15 protein-coding genes and 2 pseudogenes are annotated in these 17,207 nt (G+C 58.8%); 12 read left to right on the top strand and 5 right to left on the bottom strand.

All coding sequences use genetic code 11. The features are described from left to right. Nucleotides 1-74: 74 nt before the first annotated feature. The 11 genes from L2A60_RS12775 to L2A60_RS12725 all read left to right on the top strand — a co-directional run bounded on the left by L2A60_RS12775 (nucleotide 75) and on the right by L2A60_RS12725 (nucleotide 11,896). Nucleotides 75-1,958, top strand: coding sequence for a ribonucleoside triphosphate reductase (locus L2A60_RS12775; protein ID WP_235704794.1), 1,884 nt, complete (start codon nucleotides 75-77; stop codon nucleotides 1,956-1,958). Continuing rightward, on the top strand, nucleotides 1,945-2,652 hold the full coding sequence (locus L2A60_RS12770) for an anaerobic ribonucleoside-triphosphate reductase activating protein (RefSeq protein WP_235704793.1): 708 nt from the start codon (nucleotides 1,945-1,947) through the stop codon (nucleotides 2,650-2,652). The genes L2A60_RS12775 and L2A60_RS12770 overlap by 14 nt, the downstream gene beginning before the upstream one ends. Before the next feature lie 229 nt (nucleotides 2,653-2,881). Further along, complete coding sequence (locus tag L2A60_RS12765; protein ID WP_235704792.1) at nucleotides 2,882-3,028, top strand: molybdopterin-binding domain-containing protein; 147 nt, start codon at nucleotides 2,882-2,884, stop codon at nucleotides 3,026-3,028. A 66-nt stretch (nucleotides 3,029-3,094) separates the two neighbouring features. Beyond that, nucleotides 3,095-3,517: an acyl-CoA thioesterase gene (locus L2A60_RS12760; protein WP_235704791.1), complete on the top strand. Its 423-nt coding sequence runs from the start codon at nucleotides 3,095-3,097 to the stop codon at nucleotides 3,515-3,517. Between the two features lie 1,089 nt (nucleotides 3,518-4,606). Further along, complete coding sequence (locus L2A60_RS12755) at nucleotides 4,607-4,864, top strand: helix-turn-helix domain-containing protein (RefSeq protein ID WP_235704790.1); 258 nt, start codon at nucleotides 4,607-4,609, stop codon at nucleotides 4,862-4,864. Beyond that, nucleotides 4,861-6,894, top strand: a complete 2,034-nt coding sequence (hyfB, locus tag L2A60_RS12750; protein WP_235704789.1) for a hydrogenase 4 subunit B — start codon at nucleotides 4,861-4,863, stop codon at nucleotides 6,892-6,894. The genes L2A60_RS12755 and hyfB overlap by 4 nt, the downstream gene beginning before the upstream one ends. Then, nucleotides 6,885-7,841, top strand: coding sequence for a respiratory chain complex I subunit 1 family protein (locus tag L2A60_RS12745; RefSeq protein WP_235704788.1), 957 nt, complete (start codon nucleotides 6,885-6,887; stop codon nucleotides 7,839-7,841). The genes hyfB and L2A60_RS12745 overlap by 10 nt, the downstream gene beginning before the upstream one ends. Beyond that, on the top strand, nucleotides 7,838-8,527 hold the full coding sequence (locus L2A60_RS12740) for a hydrogenase-4 component E (protein WP_235704786.1): 690 nt from the start codon (nucleotides 7,838-7,840) through the stop codon (nucleotides 8,525-8,527). Before L2A60_RS12745 ends, L2A60_RS12740 begins: the two co-directional genes overlap by 4 nt. Then, nucleotides 8,524-9,972, top strand: a complete 1,449-nt coding sequence (locus L2A60_RS12735) for a hydrogenase 4 subunit F (protein WP_235704785.1) — start codon at nucleotides 8,524-8,526, stop codon at nucleotides 9,970-9,972. The genes L2A60_RS12740 and L2A60_RS12735 overlap by 4 nt, the downstream gene beginning before the upstream one ends. Beyond that, the gene (locus tag L2A60_RS12730) at nucleotides 9,935-11,383 is read left to right on the top strand and encodes a hydrogenase large subunit (protein WP_316044782.1); all 1,449 of its coding nucleotides are present in this window, start codon (nucleotides 9,935-9,937) and stop codon (nucleotides 11,381-11,383) included. The genes L2A60_RS12735 and L2A60_RS12730 overlap by 38 nt, the downstream gene beginning before the upstream one ends. A gap of 6 nt (nucleotides 11,384-11,389) precedes the next feature. Next, nucleotides 11,390-11,896: an NADH-quinone oxidoreductase subunit B family protein gene (locus L2A60_RS12725; RefSeq protein ID WP_235704783.1), complete on the top strand. Its 507-nt coding sequence runs from the start codon at nucleotides 11,390-11,392 to the stop codon at nucleotides 11,894-11,896. A gap of 184 nt (nucleotides 11,897-12,080) precedes the next feature. On the opposite strand, the gene L2A60_RS12720 is transcribed toward L2A60_RS12725, so the two are convergent. Next, nucleotides 12,081-13,472 (bottom strand): MFS transporter, encoded by a 1,392-nt coding sequence (locus tag L2A60_RS12720; protein ID WP_235704782.1) that lies wholly within the window; start codon nucleotides 13,470-13,472, stop codon nucleotides 12,081-12,083. A gap of 136 nt (nucleotides 13,473-13,608) precedes the next feature. Next, complete coding sequence (locus tag L2A60_RS12715) at nucleotides 13,609-14,628, bottom strand: 3-keto-5-aminohexanoate cleavage protein (RefSeq protein ID WP_235704781.1); 1,020 nt, start codon at nucleotides 14,626-14,628, stop codon at nucleotides 13,609-13,611. A 312-nt stretch (nucleotides 14,629-14,940) separates the two neighbouring features. Between L2A60_RS12715 and L2A60_RS12710 the strand changes: the two genes are divergently transcribed. Further along, nucleotides 14,941-15,900, top strand: coding sequence for a LysR family transcriptional regulator (locus tag L2A60_RS12710; RefSeq protein WP_235704780.1), 960 nt, complete (start codon nucleotides 14,941-14,943; stop codon nucleotides 15,898-15,900). 87 nt (nucleotides 15,901-15,987) lie between these two features. Here L2A60_RS12710 and L2A60_RS12705 read toward each other — a convergent pair. The 3 genes and pseudogenes from L2A60_RS12705 to L2A60_RS12695 all read right to left on the bottom strand — a co-directional run. Then, nucleotides 15,988-16,134: pseudogene (locus L2A60_RS12705) on the bottom strand (transposase domain-containing protein); the annotation flags it as partial. 29 nt (nucleotides 16,135-16,163) lie between these two features. Continuing rightward, nucleotides 16,164-16,577 (bottom strand): hypothetical protein, encoded by a 414-nt coding sequence (locus L2A60_RS12700; RefSeq protein WP_235704779.1) that lies wholly within the window; start codon nucleotides 16,575-16,577, stop codon nucleotides 16,164-16,166. A gap of 124 nt (nucleotides 16,578-16,701) precedes the next feature. Further along, nucleotides 16,702-17,031 (bottom strand): annotated as a pseudogene (locus L2A60_RS12695) (transposase); the annotation flags it as partial. Nucleotides 17,032-17,207 lie beyond the last annotated feature (176 nt).

Here is a 17,207-nt window from a genome sequence, read left to right as displayed (position 1 = left end):
CTGGCAGAATTACTACATCTTGTGCAATATTCCGACTCGTGCTACTAAATGTTGACCGATTCGGAGGATTTGTGATGAATGCCACGGCGGTTGCAGGGCGCGGATTAGCCCAGCGGATAACAGAGGGTTTTGCCACCCGAAACCTCGTCGATCCCATTGCCACGCTTGAGGAGTACCTCGATCGTGAAGACTGGCGGGTTAAGGCCAATGCCAACCAGAGCTATTCGCTTGGCGGATTGATTCTTCACGGCGCGGCAAAGCTCGTTGCCAATTACTGGCTCGATCATATTTATCCGCCGGAGATCGGTCGCGCCCATCGCGAGGCTGACCTTCATCTCCACGATCTGGATATGCTTGCAGGCTATTGCGCTGGCTGGTCTTTACGCACGCTGCTCGTGGAAGGCTTCAACGGCGTCGCGGATCGTGTCGAGGCGTCGCCACCGCGACATCTTTCAAGCGCGGTCGGCCAAATGGTAAATTTCCTTGGCACAATGCAGAACGAATGGGCCGGAGCACAAGCATTCAGTTCTTTCGACACCTATCTCGCGCCGTTCGTGCGCAAGGATGGCCTTTCCTATGCCGAGGTTCGGCAGAATATCCAGGAATTCATATACAACCTCAACGTTCCGTCCCGCTGGGGAAGCCAGACACCCTTTACCAATATTACGTTTGACTGGGTATGTCCCGAGGATCTCCGTGAACAGATACCCCTGATCGGGGGCGATGAAATGCCATTCCGCTATGGCGATCTGCAGGTGGAAATGGATATGATAAACCGCGCCTATATCGAGGTGATGGGTGCCGGTGATGCCAACGGCCGCGTCTTCACCTTTCCGATCCCGACCTATAACATCACGGCCGATTTTGATTGGGACTCGGAGAACACCGAACGGCTCTTCGCAATGACGGCGAAATATGGATTGCCCTATTTCCAGAATTTTCTGAATTCGGATCTCAAGCCCCATATGGTGCGCTCGATGTGCTGCCGACTGCAGCTCGACCTTCGTGAATTGCTCAAGCGTGGCAACGGTCTGTTCGGATCATCTGAACAGACCGGATCGATCGGGGTCGTGACGATCAATTGTGCACGGCTCGGCTTCCGACACAGGGGGGATTGCTCCGGTCTCTATCAAAGGCTCGACGAGTTGCTTGTGCTTGCATGCGACAGCCTGGAGATCAAGCGACAAGTGATCGGGCGGTATCTCGATGCCGGCCTATTTCCCTATTCAAAACGCTATCTCGGAAGCCTGCGCAATCATTTTTCAACGATCGGCGTAAATGGAATCAACGAGATGATCCGCAATTTCACGGTGGATACGGATGACATAACGACCCCCGCCGGGCATCGGATGGCCTGTGACCTGCTCGATCATATTCGGACCAGGATCATCGGCTTCCAGGAACAAACCGGCCATCTCTACAATCTTGAAGCCACGCCAGCTGAAGGAACCACCTATCGCTTTGCGAAAGAAGACCAGCGCCGACATCCGGGAATTCTTCAGGCTGGTACAGCGGACAAGCCCTATTACACAAATTCGTCACAGTTGCCCGTCGGGTTTACCGAAGATCCTTTCGAGGCGCTTACCCGTCAGGATGAACTGCAGGGTAAATATACCGGCGGCACAGTGTTGCATCTCTATCTCGTCGAACAGATCTCTTCCTCCGCGGCCTGCCGAGACCTGGTGCGGCGGGCACTGACGCGCTTCCAGCTACCCTACCTCACGGTAACCCCGACCTTTTCTGTTTGTCCGGTGCACGGCTATCTCCCAGGCGCGCATCAACACTGTCCGCGCTGCGCCGCGGAAGATCCGGCCGCATCGCCACCCACTTGTGAGGTCTGGACGCGTGTGATGGGTTATCATCGTCCGGTTTCCTCGTTTAATATTGGCAAACAGAGCGAATTCGCCGAACGGCGGTTTTTCGTCGAACCCAGAGCCATGTGCCATGCCACAGCCTGATGAACCTCTGGTCGGTGGCTGGGCGCCGTTCACCACCCTTGATTTTCCCGGACGCCTTGCCGCGACGTTCTTTCTCCGTGGCTGCCCGCTCCGCTGCCGCTATTGTCACAATGCGGATTTACAGACGCGCCAAGGGGCTTCTCCCCTGCGCTGGTCGGAAGCGCTGGCTTGGCTCGATCAGCGACGTGGTCTGCTTGATGGCGTTGTCTTGAGTGGTGGCGAGCCAACGATGGATCGGTGCCTGGAACAGGCGATACGTGACGTTCGCTCATTGGGGTTTGAGGTCGCTCTGCATACGGCCGGCGTCTCGCCGAAACGTCTTGGTCGGGTCTTGCCATTGCTCCAGTGGGTTGGGTTGGACATCAAGGCACCGTTTATCGACTATGCTCGGATCACTGGCTCCGAGGCGAGCGGTGCGCAAGCGCGAGTCGCCCTGGCGATGCTCCGCGAAAGTGGCGTGTCATACGAGGTGCGGACCACCGTGCATCCAGCGTTGCTGGATGCACAAGCGCTTCAGACGCTGGCGCACGATCTCCGGGCGAGTGGCGTCGGGCGGTGGGTCCTTCAGCCGTTTTGTGGCCGTGGCTGCGTGGACCCGGCGCTAAGCGCAGAAAACATCAGCATTGAGATGTCTCTTGTTACACACTTGCGACGGATTATTCCAGAAATCTCCGTTCATGCGAATGATTGTTGATCGAAGGGGGTTTTCGGGGTGGGGTAATCGCTCACAATTCCTGCTTTCGCTGGGCAAGAGGGGCACGAGCAATGGTCCTCATCTCACCTCACCCGCCCCGGCCGCCTCCTCGTGGCGTAACTTTCGCGGGCGAGAGTTTCGAACCGCTCGGATCTACCGTGCAATCGGCTGGCAATCGCATCGTTTGGAAGCCAAGCACATATTGCGCATCGATCGATCAAAAACTGTCGTGCCGGACTCGATCGCCGTGCTGACCATGCCGGACATCCGCACGGCGGCAAACGATACGCCGGGCAAAGCTCTGGCCGAGCGGATCAAGGCAGTCGGATATCGGATCGCGGCACGCGCGATCCTGCCGGACGACGCGGAAGCTTAACAGATGATGCTAAATCACCTACAATATCACCGACAATATGCTGGGGTTCCTTTCGAGGATCAAGCCATGACCCCTCAACCCGTACAGACATACGAATACGGCGTCGATGTCGTTGCGGACGACATCGACGAACTGGGCCACGTCAACAATGCGGTCTATCTGAAGTGGGTGCAGGCAGCAGTGCTTCGCCATTGGTATTGCGTTGCCCCGAAAGAGGTGATCGCGGCCCACCTCTGGGTCGCCGTGAAGCACGAGATCCGATATCGGCGCCCTGGATTTCTCAACGACCATGTCGTGATCAGGGTCGTATTAAAGAAGTTGCTGGGCGCTCGAGCCTTCTACAAGACGATGATCAATCGCGGCGATGAGGTTCTGGCCGAGGTTGAAAGCTGCTGGTGCTGCCTGGATTCTGTTACCAATAAGCCGGCTCGGCTGGCCCGTGACATCGTTGCACGTTTTCTGCCAGTAGAGGCCCCTCGACGCTGCTGACCAGCTACTCGGCCGGGGCACGAGGCCAACCCAGGCAGTAAAGTCACGTCCGCTCTTAAAACATCGAGGGATTGGTGAGCTTCGCGACGATTGCATTGGTGGAGATCAGTCAGACGCCGGGGAGCTTGGTCAGCCGTCGGCTCGCCTCACGTGCTTGGTGCCAGGTATTGGTTCTCCTGGTCGATATCGCCAAGGTGCCGCTGCAGGCCCGCGATCTGCGTGATGATCGTCTCCGCACACTGCGGACGAGGTCCGACAGACCTTATTGCTCTGATTCTGAGCCAGCGCAGCAACGCCGCTGGCCAGCCGCGACCAGCAGCCGGAGATGTAGCCGACGACGGCTGTGAGGACGTTGACGGCATCGCTGGCTCGGGTCCAAGAGTGCCGTCGCAGTTCACGTTGACCTGGCCGGTCACGCCCGCTTCTGCCATGAGGTGTAGAGGCTCGGGCCAGAACTGTGAAGCGCGTTGTGGCCGCCGTCTCCGGCATCGGCGATCCTCGCGGATCAGGCCGAGCCCGCCGAACGCATAAAAATAAAACGCCATCAGTCCCGGCAGCGCAAATCGCCGCTCGGCGGGGCGTAACTGAGCGAGGCCGACAGCCAGAACGTACCGAAATCGAAGATCGCGCAGCCCACCAGGAACTCGATCGTGTTCTCGGACACCTGGGCGCGCCGCGCGTCCAGAGCGAGCCCTGCCGTCCAGGCACGGCAGCAAGCCGCCGCGCAATATCAGCGTGTCGGCACGTCTCGGCTATCGGCGGACAACGGCGTGGCCATCCGCAGTGGCACCGCTGATCGATGCTGTGCAAATCGAAATTTCCACCGTCACCGCCTGATCAATGGCTTACTCAGCTACACTACAATTTCCATCATCTTGTCGGACGCTACGGCGAGACAACAACGTTTCAGTTCGAACACAACCAAGAGTCAAAAATTTGAACGATGGATGATAGTGCCTCCCCCAGCATGAACCCAGGGCCTATTCTCTGGGTGTTGAGGACACATCCCAGCGTTGACGTTTTTGCATGAATCATGGCTGCTGAATTATAGTTTATAATGTTCGGAATAGTAGCACTGATGTATAAAATATGATTTCCGCCGGACAGCTCAGGGCGGCCCGGGCCCTGCTCGGAATCGACCAGAAGGAACTTGCTGAACTTTCCGGCCTGTCGCTGCCGACGATCCAGCGCATGGAGGGGAGCGACGGGGTGATCCGCGGGAATGTCGATTCCCTGATGAAACTGCTCGATGCGCTGGACCGCGCGGGCATCATCGTGATCCGGCCGGGCGATGTCTCGGATGCGGCGGGCGGGCGCGGGGTTCGCCTCAAAAGCGACATGCCGTGACACCGATCATCCTGCTCTGCGCCCTGGCCTCATTCGCGCTCGGCGGATTCGGCGCAATTCTGGGACGCACGCCGGCCGGGCGGATCATCGTTTATGGCGGCTCGCTCGCGGTCGCCGGCGCCGCACTCCTGGCGGCACTGGTTCAGCTTGGCCTCGGCGTCGCGCCAGAGCCATCTGTCGCGCTGCCGCTCGGCCTGCCCCTGATCGGCATGAATTTCGGGATGAATGATCTATCGGCAGTGTTTCTGGTCATCACCAATCTCGGGGCTGCGGCGGCCAGCCTCTATGCCCTCGGCTATGGTCGGCACGAACCCGAACCCTGGCGGATCTTGCCGTTCTATCCGGTGTTTCTCGCCGCGATGAACCTCGTTCTGATTGCTGCCGACGCCTACGATTTTTTGATCTTCTGGGAGTTGATGTCGCTCGCTTCCTGGGCGCTGGTGATGGCGCATCATGAACAGGAGGAGACACGGCGCGCCGGCATCATTTACCTGCTGATGGCGAGTGCGGGCACGCTCGTCTTGCTGTTCGCCTTCGGCCTGCTGGCCGGCCCCCATGGTCATTACGCCTTCGCCGCCATGAGAGGGATGCAACGTGCCGGTTGGATCGGCGGGATCGTGATGCTGCTGGCGCTGGCTGGCGTCGGCTCGAAGGCCGGGCTTGTTCCGCTGCATGTCTGGCTGCCGCGCGCGCATCCCGCGGCACCCAGCCATATTTCGGCGCTGATGAGCGGCGTGATGACGAAAGTCGCGATCTACGCCTTCATCCGCATCGTGTTCGATCTGGCGGAGCCGGCCGCCTGGTGGTGGGGTCTGGCGGTGTTGATCGTGGGCGGCATCACCGCTGTGCTTGGCGTGCTCTATGCGCTGATGGAAGACGACCTCAAAACCATCCTCGCCTACAGCACGATCGAAAATGTCGGACTGATCTTCGTCGGGCTGGGTCTGGCGCTCGCGTTCAAGGCGGACGGGATGATGGTGGCGGCAGCCCTGGCCCTTACCGCCGCCCTGTTCCACGCATTCAACCACATGCTGTTCAAGAGCACGTTGTTCTTCGGAGCGGGTGCCGTTCAGCATGCGACGGGCGAGCGTGCCCTCACGAAACTTGGCGGTCTGATTCATCGGATGAAGATGAGCACAGTGCCGATGCTGATCGCCGCCATGGCGATCGCCGCGCTGCCGCCGCTCAATGGTTTCGCCTCCGAATGGCTGCTGTTGCAGGCGATCCTGCTCAGCCCTGCGCTGCCGCAATTTGGATTAAAGCTCGCCGTGCCCGCGGTCGGCGCGCTGGTGGCGCTCGCCGCCGCCTTCGCCGCCGCCTGTTTCGTCCGGCTCTTTGGTTTCGCCTATCTCGGCAAGCCACGCAGCGCCCAAGCCGCTGCCGCGCATGAGACCGATGCATTCTCCCGGGCGGCGATGATCGGGCTGGCTGCACTGTGCGTCGTGGCTGGCGTGCTGCCGGGCTTCGTTATTGATCTGCTGGCACCAGTGACGCAGGCGCTGCTCGGCGCGCATGTGCCCTCCCAGCGCGGACTGTCCTGGCTGACCGTCATTCCCGTCTCCGCCAGCCGAAGCTCTTATGATCCACTGCTGATCTTCATTTTCATCGCGGTGAGCGGTAGCCTCGCCGCGCTGGCACTGCACCGGTTCGGTTCGCGGGTGATCCGGCGCGCAGCGTTCTGGGGTTGCGGCTATCAGGGGCTGAGCGACGCTTCCGCGCGGGATGTGGCGAGCAGTACCCAATATTCGCCCTCCGGCTTCGCCCAGCCGATCCGACAGGTGTTTGCGAGTGTGGTATTCAGAGCGCGCGACGATGTCGTCATGCCCGCGCCGGGTCAGTTGGGGCCGGCCAGCCTCGCCTCAAGCTGGACCGATCCGGCGTGGTGGGCGATCTATACACCGCTGGTGACCACGGTCGGCCGCATTGCGGATCGGGTGAACCGGCTGCAATTCCTCACCATAAGGCGGTACCTGGCTTTCGTATTCCTGGCCCTCGTCATTCTGCTCGCCTGGACCGCGCTGTGGGGCTGATCGCGCCGCTGTTTCTGCAATTGGCCCAGATGGCGCTGGTGCTGGCAGCGGCACCGCTGCTGACCGGCTTCGTGCGCACATTGAAGGCGCGGCTGCAACGGCGCGCCGGTCCGCCGTTGCTACAGGTCTATCGCGATCTCGCCAAACTGACGGTCAAGGACGCGATCGTCGCGACCGATGCGTCCTGGCTGTTCCGCATCGCTCCCTATCTGATCTTCGCCACCACATGGGTTGCTGCCTCGCTGGTGCCGAGCTTCGGAACCAATCTGCTGTTCTCCTGGTCCGGCGATTTGATCGTGATCGTGGCTCTCCTGGGCAGCGCGCGGTTCTTTCAGATGCTCGCCGCGCTCGATATCGGTACCGCGTTCGGTGGGATCGGCGCGAGCCGCGAGGCGATGTTCGCCTCGCTCGCCGAACCGGCGATGCTGATGATCGTGTTCACGGTCGCATTGGTCGCGGGGTCGAGCCAGCTCTCCGACATCGCGACGTTCATGCATTCGGGTGCCGCCGGACTACGCCTGTCGCTGGCACTCGGCCTTGTCGCGCTGGTGATTGTCGCCCTCGCCGAGACCGGGCGCTTTCCGGTCGATAATCCGGCGACCCATCTCGAACTCACCATGGTCCATGAGGCAATGGTTCTGGAATATTCCGGCCGGCACCTCGCACTGATCGAACTCGCCAACGCGCTGAAGCTGCTGCTCTATATCTCGTTGATCGCCAGCATTTTTGCTCCGTTCGGGATTGCTGCCTTGGGGGCGGCACCTGAAGCCCTCGCGCTCGGCCTTGTGGCCTATGGCGTGAAGCTTGCTTTTGGCGCGATCATGCTGGCCGGCTTCGAGACGGCGATTGCCAAGATGCGGGTCTTTCGGGTGCCGAACTTCATCGGCGCCGCCCTGATGCTGGCCCTGCTCGGCACGCTGCTCCTGTTCGTGTCGGCGACACTATGACGAGCACCATCGCCGCCCTGATCTCGCCGGCAACCTCGCTCAGCGTCGCGCATGTGCTGGCGGGCAGTCTGATTCTGGTCAGCTTCATGATGCTGTATCAGGACCGGCTCTCCTCGGTCATCAATGTGCTCGCGCTGCACGCGGCGGTGCTTGGCCTTGCCGTCGGCTGGCAGGCTTATATCCAGGGTGCGCCGGAACTCTACATCACCGCAGCCCTTGCCCTGGGGTTCAAGGCGGTGGTCATCCCGCTCGCTCTGCATCGCATCGTGGAACGGCTCGGCATCCATCGTGAGGTCGAAGCGGTGGGCGGGATCAGCCTCACCATGCTGGCCGGGATCGGGCTCGTTGCACTCTCCATGATGGTGATGCTGCGCACCGCCGCACATGCCGATGCGCTGGCACGCGAGGATGTGGCGCTGGCGCTGTCGGTGATCCTGCTTGGCCTGTTGATGATGGTAACGCGGCGCAACGCGGTCAGCCAGATCGCCGGATTCATGTCGCTCGAAAACGGCCTCATCCTCGCGGCAGCCGGAGCGCAAGGGATGCCGCTGGTGGTGGAAATCAGCGTCGCCTTCTCGATCCTGATCGCCTTCATCGTGATCGGGGTGTTCCTGTTCCGGATCCGCGAGCGGTTCGACACGGTCGATAGCGCGGCCCTCGATGCCTTCCGCGGAGAACTGCAATGACCCGCCTCGCCATCGATGCCGTGGTGGCGACCATCGCCGTGCCGGCGGTCGCCGCCCTGATCCTCTCCCTCATGCCGTCCTGGCGGCTGGCGTCGCGGATCAACATCCTCGCAAGCCTGCTGACGGTGATCGCGTCCGCTTTTTTGCTCCTGCACCGGCCAGCGCCGACATCGCTGTTCCTGATCGACGATCTCAACATCGTCTTTCTGCTTCTGAACAGCTTTGTCGGATTCACTACCAGCGTGTTCAGCGCGAGCTATATCGCCCATGAGCTGGATACCGGCCATCTGACGCCACGTTACCTGCGATTCTATCACGCGATGTATCAGGTGATGATGGTGGGCATGAATCTTGCGCTTGTCACCAACAACCTTGGCCTGATGTGGTTTGGAGTGGAACTGGCGACGCTCTCGACGGTGATGATGGTCGGCATCTACCGCACCCCGGCCTCGATCGAGGCATCCTGGAAATACCTCATCCTCGGCAGCGTCGGCATTGCGCTCGCGCTGTTCGGTACCATCCTGATCTATCTCGCGGCGAAACCGGTGCTTGGCACCGGCATGGGCGCGATGCAATGGACCAACCTGCTGCGCCACGCGGCGGCGCTCGACCCGGCGATGCTGAATGTCGGCTTCGTCTTTCTGCTGATCGGCTATGGCACCAAGGCCGGGCTGGTGCCGATGCACGCCTGGCTGCCCGATGCCCATGCCGAAGGTCCGACGCCGATTTCCGCCGTGCTTTCGGGTCTTCTGCTGAACGTTGCGCTGTACACGATCCTGCGCTTCAAGGTGCTGCTTGCCGGCAGCGCGGCGACCATCGAGCCAGGCATCCTGATGGCCAGCGCCGGCCTCGTATCGCTGTTTTTTGCGGCGATCATGCTGTATCGGCGCCGCGATATCAAACGCATGTTCGCCTATTCCTCGATCGAGCATATGGGCATCATCGCCTTCGCTTTCGGCATCGGCGGACCGCTCGGTAACATCGCCGGGCTGTTGCAGATGATGATGCATAGCCTGACTAAATCGGCGATCTTTTTCTCGGTCGGCCACGTCGCGCAGGCCAAGGACACCCAGAAAATCACCGAAATCAGGGGACTGACCACCAGCCATCCGCTGCTCGGCTGGACCCTGGTCGCTGGTGTCGCGGCAATTGCCGGGTTGCCGCCCTTCGGCATCTTTACCTCGGAATTCCTGCTGATCACCTCGACCTTCGCGCGCGCGCCGATCCTCGCCGTATTGCTCGGGTTCGGCATCCTGCTCGCGTTCGGCGCCCTTTTGATCCGTATGACGGCGCTCTGCTTCGGTCAGCCAAGCTCTGGATCGAACGCGATTACCGCGTCGTCGGTGCCGATCTTTCTGCATCTCGGCATCGTGTTGCTGATCGGCCTCGCTTTGCCTGCCTTCCTGTATGACTGGTTCGCCCATGTCGCAACACTACTCGGTTAGTGACATGACGTTGGTCGATCCAGAAACATGGCAGGCAGCTGCAATGGAATTGGCCGCAGGAACATCCATGTTCGTCGCGATTTGGGCGGAACGCGACGGCGATGCCGGCGTCGTGCATCTCGCGGGACGGCGCGACGGCGGCGCGGCAGCCGAAGTGGTGAGCTTGGTTACATCAGGCCTGCATTTCCCCTCGATCGGGCGGCATCATCCATCGGCGATCCTGATGGAACGGGCAATCCAGGATCTGCACGGCCTGATCGCCGATGGCTTGCCCGACCCGCGCCCCTGGCTCGATCATCGCAGCACCTATGAATTCAAGCCGGTCATCGGTGCCGGCGTGCATCAGATTCCGGTGGGGCCGGTTCATGCCGGCACGATCGAACCGGGGCATTTCCGGTTTTCGGTCAATGGCGAGACCATCGTGCGGCTCGAAACGCGGCTCGGCTACACCCATAAGGGCACGCTCGGTCTGATGCGCGGCAAACCGATCAATCAGGCGGCCCAGCTTGCCGGCCGGGTCTCGGGCGATTCCACCGTGGCCTATGCCTTCGCCTTCGTCCGCGCGGTAGAGCAGGCGCTCGGCGTGGTCGTGCCGCCGCGCACGATCGTCCTGCGCGGCATCATGGCCGAGCTTGAACGGCTGGCCAATCATTTTGGCGATCTCGGCGCGATCTGCAACGATGCCGGGTTCCCCTTGATCAATGCGCATGGTGCCGTGCTGCGCGAGCGTGTGCTGCGTCTCTCGGCCGCCTGTTTCGGCCACCGGCTGATGATGGACCGCATCGTTCCCGGCGGCGTCGCCGTCGATCTCGCCGACGGCGATACGAAGGCGCTAACCACCGCACTCCCGGCACTGCTCGCGCAATTCGAGCGTCTCGTCGAACTCTATGACAAAACCGCCTCCTTGCAGGATCGCGTGGTCGGCACCGGCCGGCTCGATCCCGCGATCGCGCGCCGTCTCGGCTGCGGCGGCCCTGTCGGCCGCGCATCGGGGCAGGATTTCGATGCGCGGCGCGACATATCATACCTGCCCTATGATATTTTGCCGATCGTCGTGCCGTGCTTCACGTCCGGCGATGTCGATGCGCGCGTCCGGGTGCGGATGGTGGAAATCCGCCAGAGCGTTGCCCTGATCCTGGCCTTGCTGGACACGCTGCCGGATGGCCCGCTGCGCACCCCTTTGCCGGATGATGCCTCGCCGCGTGCCGGCAGCGCCACGGTCGAAGGGTTTCGCGGCGATATTTTCGCGCATGTTCGGGTCAGTGATGGCCATGTCGCCGGTAGTTTTCTCCGCGATCCGTCCTGGTTTCTCTGGCCGGCACTGGAGGTTGCGATCGAAGGCAACATCGTCGCGGATTTCCCGCTCTGCAACAAATCCTTCAACGCTGGCTATTCCGGCTGCGACCTGTAGGCCCCCATGCGCAGAATCCTGATCGAAAGCCTGTTTCGCTGCAAACTGACTGAACAGCCACCTCTCATCACCGACGCGGAAAAGGCCGCCCTGGTCGGCCACCTCGATCGCGCGGCCCAGCGCCGGCTTGGCCGCTCGCTCGCCATCCGCGAAGTCGATGCCGGGTCCTGCAACGGCTGCGAGCTAGAGATCATCGCGCTGAACAATGCACTCTACGATCTCGAACGCTTCGGCCTGAAAATCGTCGCATCACCGCGCCATGCCGACGTGCTGATGGTCACAGGTCCAGTCACCCGCAATATGCGGGATGCTCTGAGCCTGACCTATGAGGCAATGCCCGCACCCAAATTCGTCGTCGCGGTCGGCGATTGCGCCTGCACCGGCGGCATGTTTGCCCAAAGTCCGGCCTGCGTCGGTACAGTCGGACACGTGGTTCCCATCGACTTGCGCATTCCCGGCTGCCCGCCCGACCCCACAACCTTGCTCAGGGGGCTGATCAGCCTGATGACATAGCCGTATTTCCTTGGCACAACCTGGTCTATCCGCATATGCTGAGCCATTCTGGTCGATTTTCACTGACGAATAAAAGTTACATGTGCGTGATCCAAAAGTATCGCAGCCACCATGACCCAACGCACGCTGCTTGCTACAGCAGAATTGTCGGACGTCGCGTCCGATATGGAACGGAGAAGTCGTTTCACAAAATAGCCGCTCGTGTCTCCTTTACTGACAAACCGGCGACCGGCACGAGAAATAGGATTGCGACTCCCATCAGGATGAAAAGGCTATGGACGCCCAAAATAGACAAGAGGATGGGAACGCTTCCCGCCCAGACTACTCCTCCAAGGAAACGGGCAACGAATTCAGCCGCTGAAGCGCCAGTTCCCCTGGCTCCCGTCGGATAACTCTCGTTGATCAGCATTTTTTGAGCTGAAAACGTATCAAACCAAAAAATTCCGCTGCCAAGCAGGATCAATAACCACGGCGCCGCAGCGAAGCTGAATGCAAGGACGAATATGCCGGTGAAGATTCCATAAACCGCAACTGCCCATCGGCGGCCAATATAGTGCATCAATGCGCCCGCCAGCAAGTTTCCCGGGATGGCCGCTGCATTCATGATTGCCGCGTATAACAATGAATGCTTTAGATTAATCCTGTGCAAATTCAGTATCATTGGCATATATAGCAATCTCGTATAGAACATCATAAAAGTAACACTGAACATAATCCAGAGGGCGATTGTCGTTCGCAGATATTCCTTGGAAAATATGCGGCCCGGTTTGCCTATTTCATCAAATGCAATTCGTACCTCCCTCATTGCTGGCAGCGGCTTCTTGGTCCAACGTGCCACTTTTGCCTCAATGTTCGAAATTACCTTGTCGGCCTCGGCTGTGTGTCCGTGCGCAACCAGCCATCGGGGCGACTCCGGGGCGACGAGTATTAAATATGGAACAAACAGGAGGAGAATACCCGGTACCAAAAAGAGGGCATGATAACCGTAGAACGGCACAATGACGTAGCCGATGAGTAATGTCAAAAAATATCCAAGCCCGAGAATGCTATTGCAAATTCCAGTGTAATATGCCCGATTCTTACTCCCAACAAATTCGGCAAGATAGGTGAGTGTAATAGGAAAAATAAAGCCGAGACCGAGGCCAGTTAAAAGGCGAAACAAAACGAATGTTGTAAAACTGTTGGCGAAATATGTGAGTATTGTGCAAACTTCAGCAATCAAGACTCCGGCAATCAGCATTTTCTTTCTGCCGGTGAGATCGGCCAATGGCCCGACTATCAATGCGCCAAACACCGTTGTTAGTACAGCAGCCACACTTAATGTCCCAGTTTCGGTTGGTGTAAGCTTTAATGCCATCTTAAGTGGCCCTATTATCGCTGCAACAACCGAAGTGTCCATTCCCTCTACCAAAAAGGCGATCATACCCACTGCAAGTATCATAATATTGAAGCGGCTATTGGGTAACCGCTCCAGACGCGCAGAAAGTTCTGCGGATTTGCGAAGGAGGTCCAGGTCAGCCTGACTTTGTGGTACGACGATCCGAAACCGTTCAACTTTGTCAGCACTCTGCACCATTGTCGTTTCTCCCCTCCTTGGTTAGGACCGATATCCGATCCATTTGACTAAAATTGTTTAAAGAGCAAAGAGGGGAGCGATTCCGGTTGGGGTGAAACCGCTCCAAGAATCACGGAATTAAAATTCAGTCCTTTGGTCAGTCCGCCGCTGCAGATGCTCTTTGCCTCTCGCTCGTGCCAAAGCCAAGTATTCGCCGCGTCTCTGCCTGGGTAGCGACCGGTCGCCCAAGCTCGTTGCAGATTGCGATGATCTTCCGTACGGTTTCGGCATTGGAGGCGATAATGTCATCCTTGTGCGGATACATGTACAGGCTGTCCTCCATTCCGACCCGGATGACATCGGCGCCTATCATGATGGCAAGTACGGTGAGTGGTAGCCAATTTCTGCCGCCCACATAGATCCCAAGCACCACATCTTCTCCGGAAAGCTCAGCTTTCACCTCATTGAACCAAGTAATCACCTGGATATGGGACCAGGGATCTTGCCTTACTGGGGGCGAATGATGCTTGCCCAAATGCATATTGATCCAAATCGGGCGTCTTATTTTGTTTGGTTTGGACAGAAGTGCATGTTTGATCCGATCTATGCTTCCAGGTGCATACATCTGCACTTCAGGTTTAACCCCTTTTGCTTCTAAATATTCGACAAGAATGGCCAGTTCAGTATCCGAGATGTTGTAGGCTAGGGGGCCGGTGGGCTCAGAAAAATCAGTGGTGACGGTAGCCGCGACTTGCAAATACTTCGGGTTCCATTCGACCAAGGGGTCGATATAGCCTTTGAACATGTCCAGACCGCGAGCCAGTCGATTCTCCATAATGTGGTTTGACGTGACGATCTCATCACCGACGGCATCAAAAACTCTATCCCATACCTCCTTATTGAGGGATGGGTCCTCAGTAGCAGCGCCGCTTTCATCTCGGACATGGATATGTGGGATCGTCGCGCCAGCCTTGACGGACTCAATTACTTCATCAGCAATTTCCTTGGGTGTCAGAGGGATATTCGGATTCTGAGATCGCAATATTCGGGCCCCTACGACGTCGACCCCGACGATCAGCGGCTTAGCCATCGTCATGATTTTCGGGTCTAAGTGAGCGAAATAGGTCGGCTCACTAAAGTGCTTCGAGACAATCGCCTTGACGTTTTCACTGGACATTTAGCTACCTTTCATCCTGGAGAATGTGGTTGTGGTTCATTCGACCAATGGCTCTGCCGATAGGCGCACGGACCTTCCGCGGGTCCGCCGGTGCCAGACACTCCAATAAGCTCTGGGAGTGTTCCATCTGCTTGGTCCGTTTGACGGTGACCCGCTCGACACGAGCCAAAATTGGCAACCTCGCCTTGCCGTCGGCCATGACGTTGGCTTGTCTAATTGCATTGAACGTTTCCTCAAGCGCGCATACGATATCGGCTTGCATTCCATAAAACAATTAGAATCATATGCGCTATTATTGAATGGAATAGTATAATGCTGAATGTCACCATCCGCCAACTTCGGGCTTTTATCCTGGTGTCTCGGGAGCGTAGCTTTACGCGTGCCGCCGCCAGACTGCATGTGTCCGCTTCTGCGCTGACGGTCTCCATACGGGATCTGGAAGCTGAGATTGGGTTGCGCCTATTCGATCGGTCCACCCGGTCGGTCGAAGCGACGCCGCAGGCCATTGCCTTTCTTCCAATTGCAGAGCGACTGCTCGACGAATTGGATCGAGCACTTGAGGATCTTCACAGCTTTGCCGAGCGGCAGAAGGGGTCCGTGACCGTGAGCGCAGCGGCGTCTTTTATTGTCTTCGTTCTTGCCCCGGCTATTGCGGAACTGGCACAAATCTATCCAAACATTACGGTGCGTGTCGTTGAGGACACGACCGAGGGCACGACCTCTCGAGTCCTCAGCGGCGAGGCGGATTTCGGCGTCACGACATTGTGGCGAACAGCAGACGACGCTTTCACCGCGATTCCACTGCTTCAAGACCGGTATGGGATACTGGCGCCGTTGGGGCATCCCCTCACCAGGGGGGATGGACCGCTCGACTGGTCAGCGTTGCTTCCTTATCCGATTGTGTCCCTCGGCCCGGAGGCAGGCATCAGGGCGCAACTGGACCATCATCCGAAACTCCGATCACTGCTGGCACGGCCGACCTACGAGGTGTCCAATGTCGCGGCGCTCCAGGCGCTAGTGTCACGAAGCGCCGGAATCTCGGTGGTGCCGGCATTAATGGCCCGGCAGGCCGGCGATCGTGCAATGGCGTTTCGGCCACTGATCAGACCGTCGTTGCAACGGGAAATCTTCCTGGTTCGCGCACGACGCCGCAACTTCGCCCCCGCCGCCCAGGCTTTGGTCTCCCTTATGTTGGAGACGCTGCGGATGTTCGCTTCGGATGAATACATTTCGCCAAATCTCGCAATTGATAGAAAGGGCCGGATCGCATAGGGCGTACCCATGCACGCACCCATGAATGCACCCAAGTAAAGGTAAGCGCCGTTTCTCCGACCTTGTTGAAAGGCGATGGTCGAATGGCTATGCGGCGGCTTGAATGATTTTCATGGCAGCGCGTTCGGCCTTCCAGTTCCAGGGCAACAGCCTGTCGATTTCGGTTGCTTTGGTCCGGCCGGAGACGATGCGCTCGAGGATGTCGGTGAGATAGGCGAGCGGTTCGACGTCGTTTAGTTTTGCGGATTATGCCGATTGTCGAACTATGCCGAATGGTTTTGTGAGCAGCCCGTCGTTTGCGCGCATTTGCACCCGTGCAGGACGGTGAGATAGACCGCGCGCTCGACATCAAAGCCGAAGTGCCGATCCGTGAGGTGCTGGCGTAGAACCTCGGCGCAACCCGTCTCCTGCCAAAGCCGGCCGAACACCAGGTCGGGGCCGATGCTGCGCCGGCGCAGTTCAGCCAATTCGCCCCTGTAAAACCGCGACAGCACGATCGACCGCCGCGAGTGTCGGGCCGCCGACGCGATCAGGCCGTCGAGCAGGTCGGAGTTTTCAACCTCGTCCCGGCGACCGAGCGCACGGATGACCCGTTGAACGTGACGACCACCTTCCCGGACGTTCTCGACAAGGTAAAGATACTCGTATTGACCGATCTTCTTGACACGGATGAACATGGCTGCTGACCTGCGAGATGGCAGAGCACCATGTCGAATCGGCAAGAGTCAAGAAAAACGCAGAAATCTAAATCCGACAACCCATTCGTTTTAGCACCACAATTCAGTCGACCGCCCAAAAATCCGCAGAGTTCTGCGACTTTTTCACGCGCGTGAAGGGCAAAGTGTCGAAGTTGGGCATGGCACATTCGTTGTCGGCGTCAGCCACCAAAAAGGCAAAAACCTGCTCCCAGACACCAGATTTTGCCCACCGGCTGAACCGCTTATGAATATTGATCGGGTCACCAAAGTGTTCCGGCAAATCCCGCCAGGGGATGCCCGCACGATACCGATACAGCACGGCGTCAACAAAAAGCTTGTTGTCCTTCGCGGTTACCCCAACGTCGCCATCTTTTCCTGGCAAAAGATGCGCAATCCGCTCCCATTGGTCAGCCCTCAGCCCATAACGCCCCATCAATCAGCCTTTCGGAATGCTGATCTGCTATGAATCAGGAAAACGGTCGCGCCGGAATCTAAAGGTTTCTGTGAGGTCGCGCACCGTTGGCGCCGTGGCACGAGGTTGAGGGCGACCTCATTGAAACCGGATTGAACGAAACCGCGGGCCGTGAGGCAACTATGGGGAGAGTTGCC

Source organism: Acidiphilium iwatense, assembly GCF_021556475.1.
Taxonomy (GTDB): Bacteria; Pseudomonadota; Alphaproteobacteria; order Acetobacterales; family Acetobacteraceae; genus Acidiphilium; species Acidiphilium iwatense.
This window is presented reverse-complemented; position numbering and strand designations above follow the sequence as displayed.

Excerpts from the sequence above, each read along its gene's own strand:
- L2A60_RS12775 (WP_235704794.1), top strand. The coding sequence starts at position 75 with ATGAATGCCACGGCGGTTGCAGGGCGCGGATTAGCCCAGCGGATAACA.
- L2A60_RS12770 (WP_235704793.1), top strand. The coding sequence starts at position 1,945 with ATGCCACAGCCTGATGAACCTCTGGTCGGTGGCTGGGCGCCGTTCACC.
- L2A60_RS12760 (WP_235704791.1), top strand. The coding sequence starts at position 3,095 with ATGACCCCTCAACCCGTACAGACATACGAATACGGCGTCGATGTCGTT.
- L2A60_RS12755 (WP_235704790.1), top strand. The coding sequence starts at position 4,607 with ATGATTTCCGCCGGACAGCTCAGGGCGGCCCGGGCCCTGCTCGGAATC.
- L2A60_RS12740 (WP_235704786.1), top strand. The coding sequence starts at position 7,838 with ATGACGAGCACCATCGCCGCCCTGATCTCGCCGGCAACCTCGCTCAGC.
- L2A60_RS12735 (WP_235704785.1), top strand. The coding sequence starts at position 8,524 with ATGACCCGCCTCGCCATCGATGCCGTGGTGGCGACCATCGCCGTGCCG.
- L2A60_RS12730 (WP_316044782.1), top strand. The coding sequence starts at position 9,935 with ATGACTGGTTCGCCCATGTCGCAACACTACTCGGTTAGTGACATGACG.
- L2A60_RS12725 (WP_235704783.1), top strand. The coding sequence starts at position 11,390 with ATGCGCAGAATCCTGATCGAAAGCCTGTTTCGCTGCAAACTGACTGAA.
- L2A60_RS12720 (WP_235704782.1), bottom strand. The coding sequence starts at position 13,472 with ATGGTGCAGAGTGCTGACAAAGTTGAACGGTTTCGGATCGTCGTACCA.
- L2A60_RS12715 (WP_235704781.1), bottom strand. The coding sequence starts at position 14,628 with ATGTCCAGTGAAAACGTCAAGGCGATTGTCTCGAAGCACTTTAGTGAG.
- L2A60_RS12710 (WP_235704780.1), top strand. The coding sequence starts at position 14,941 with ATGCTGAATGTCACCATCCGCCAACTTCGGGCTTTTATCCTGGTGTCT.
- L2A60_RS12700 (WP_235704779.1), bottom strand. The coding sequence starts at position 16,577 with ATGTTCATCCGTGTCAAGAAGATCGGTCAATACGAGTATCTTTACCTT.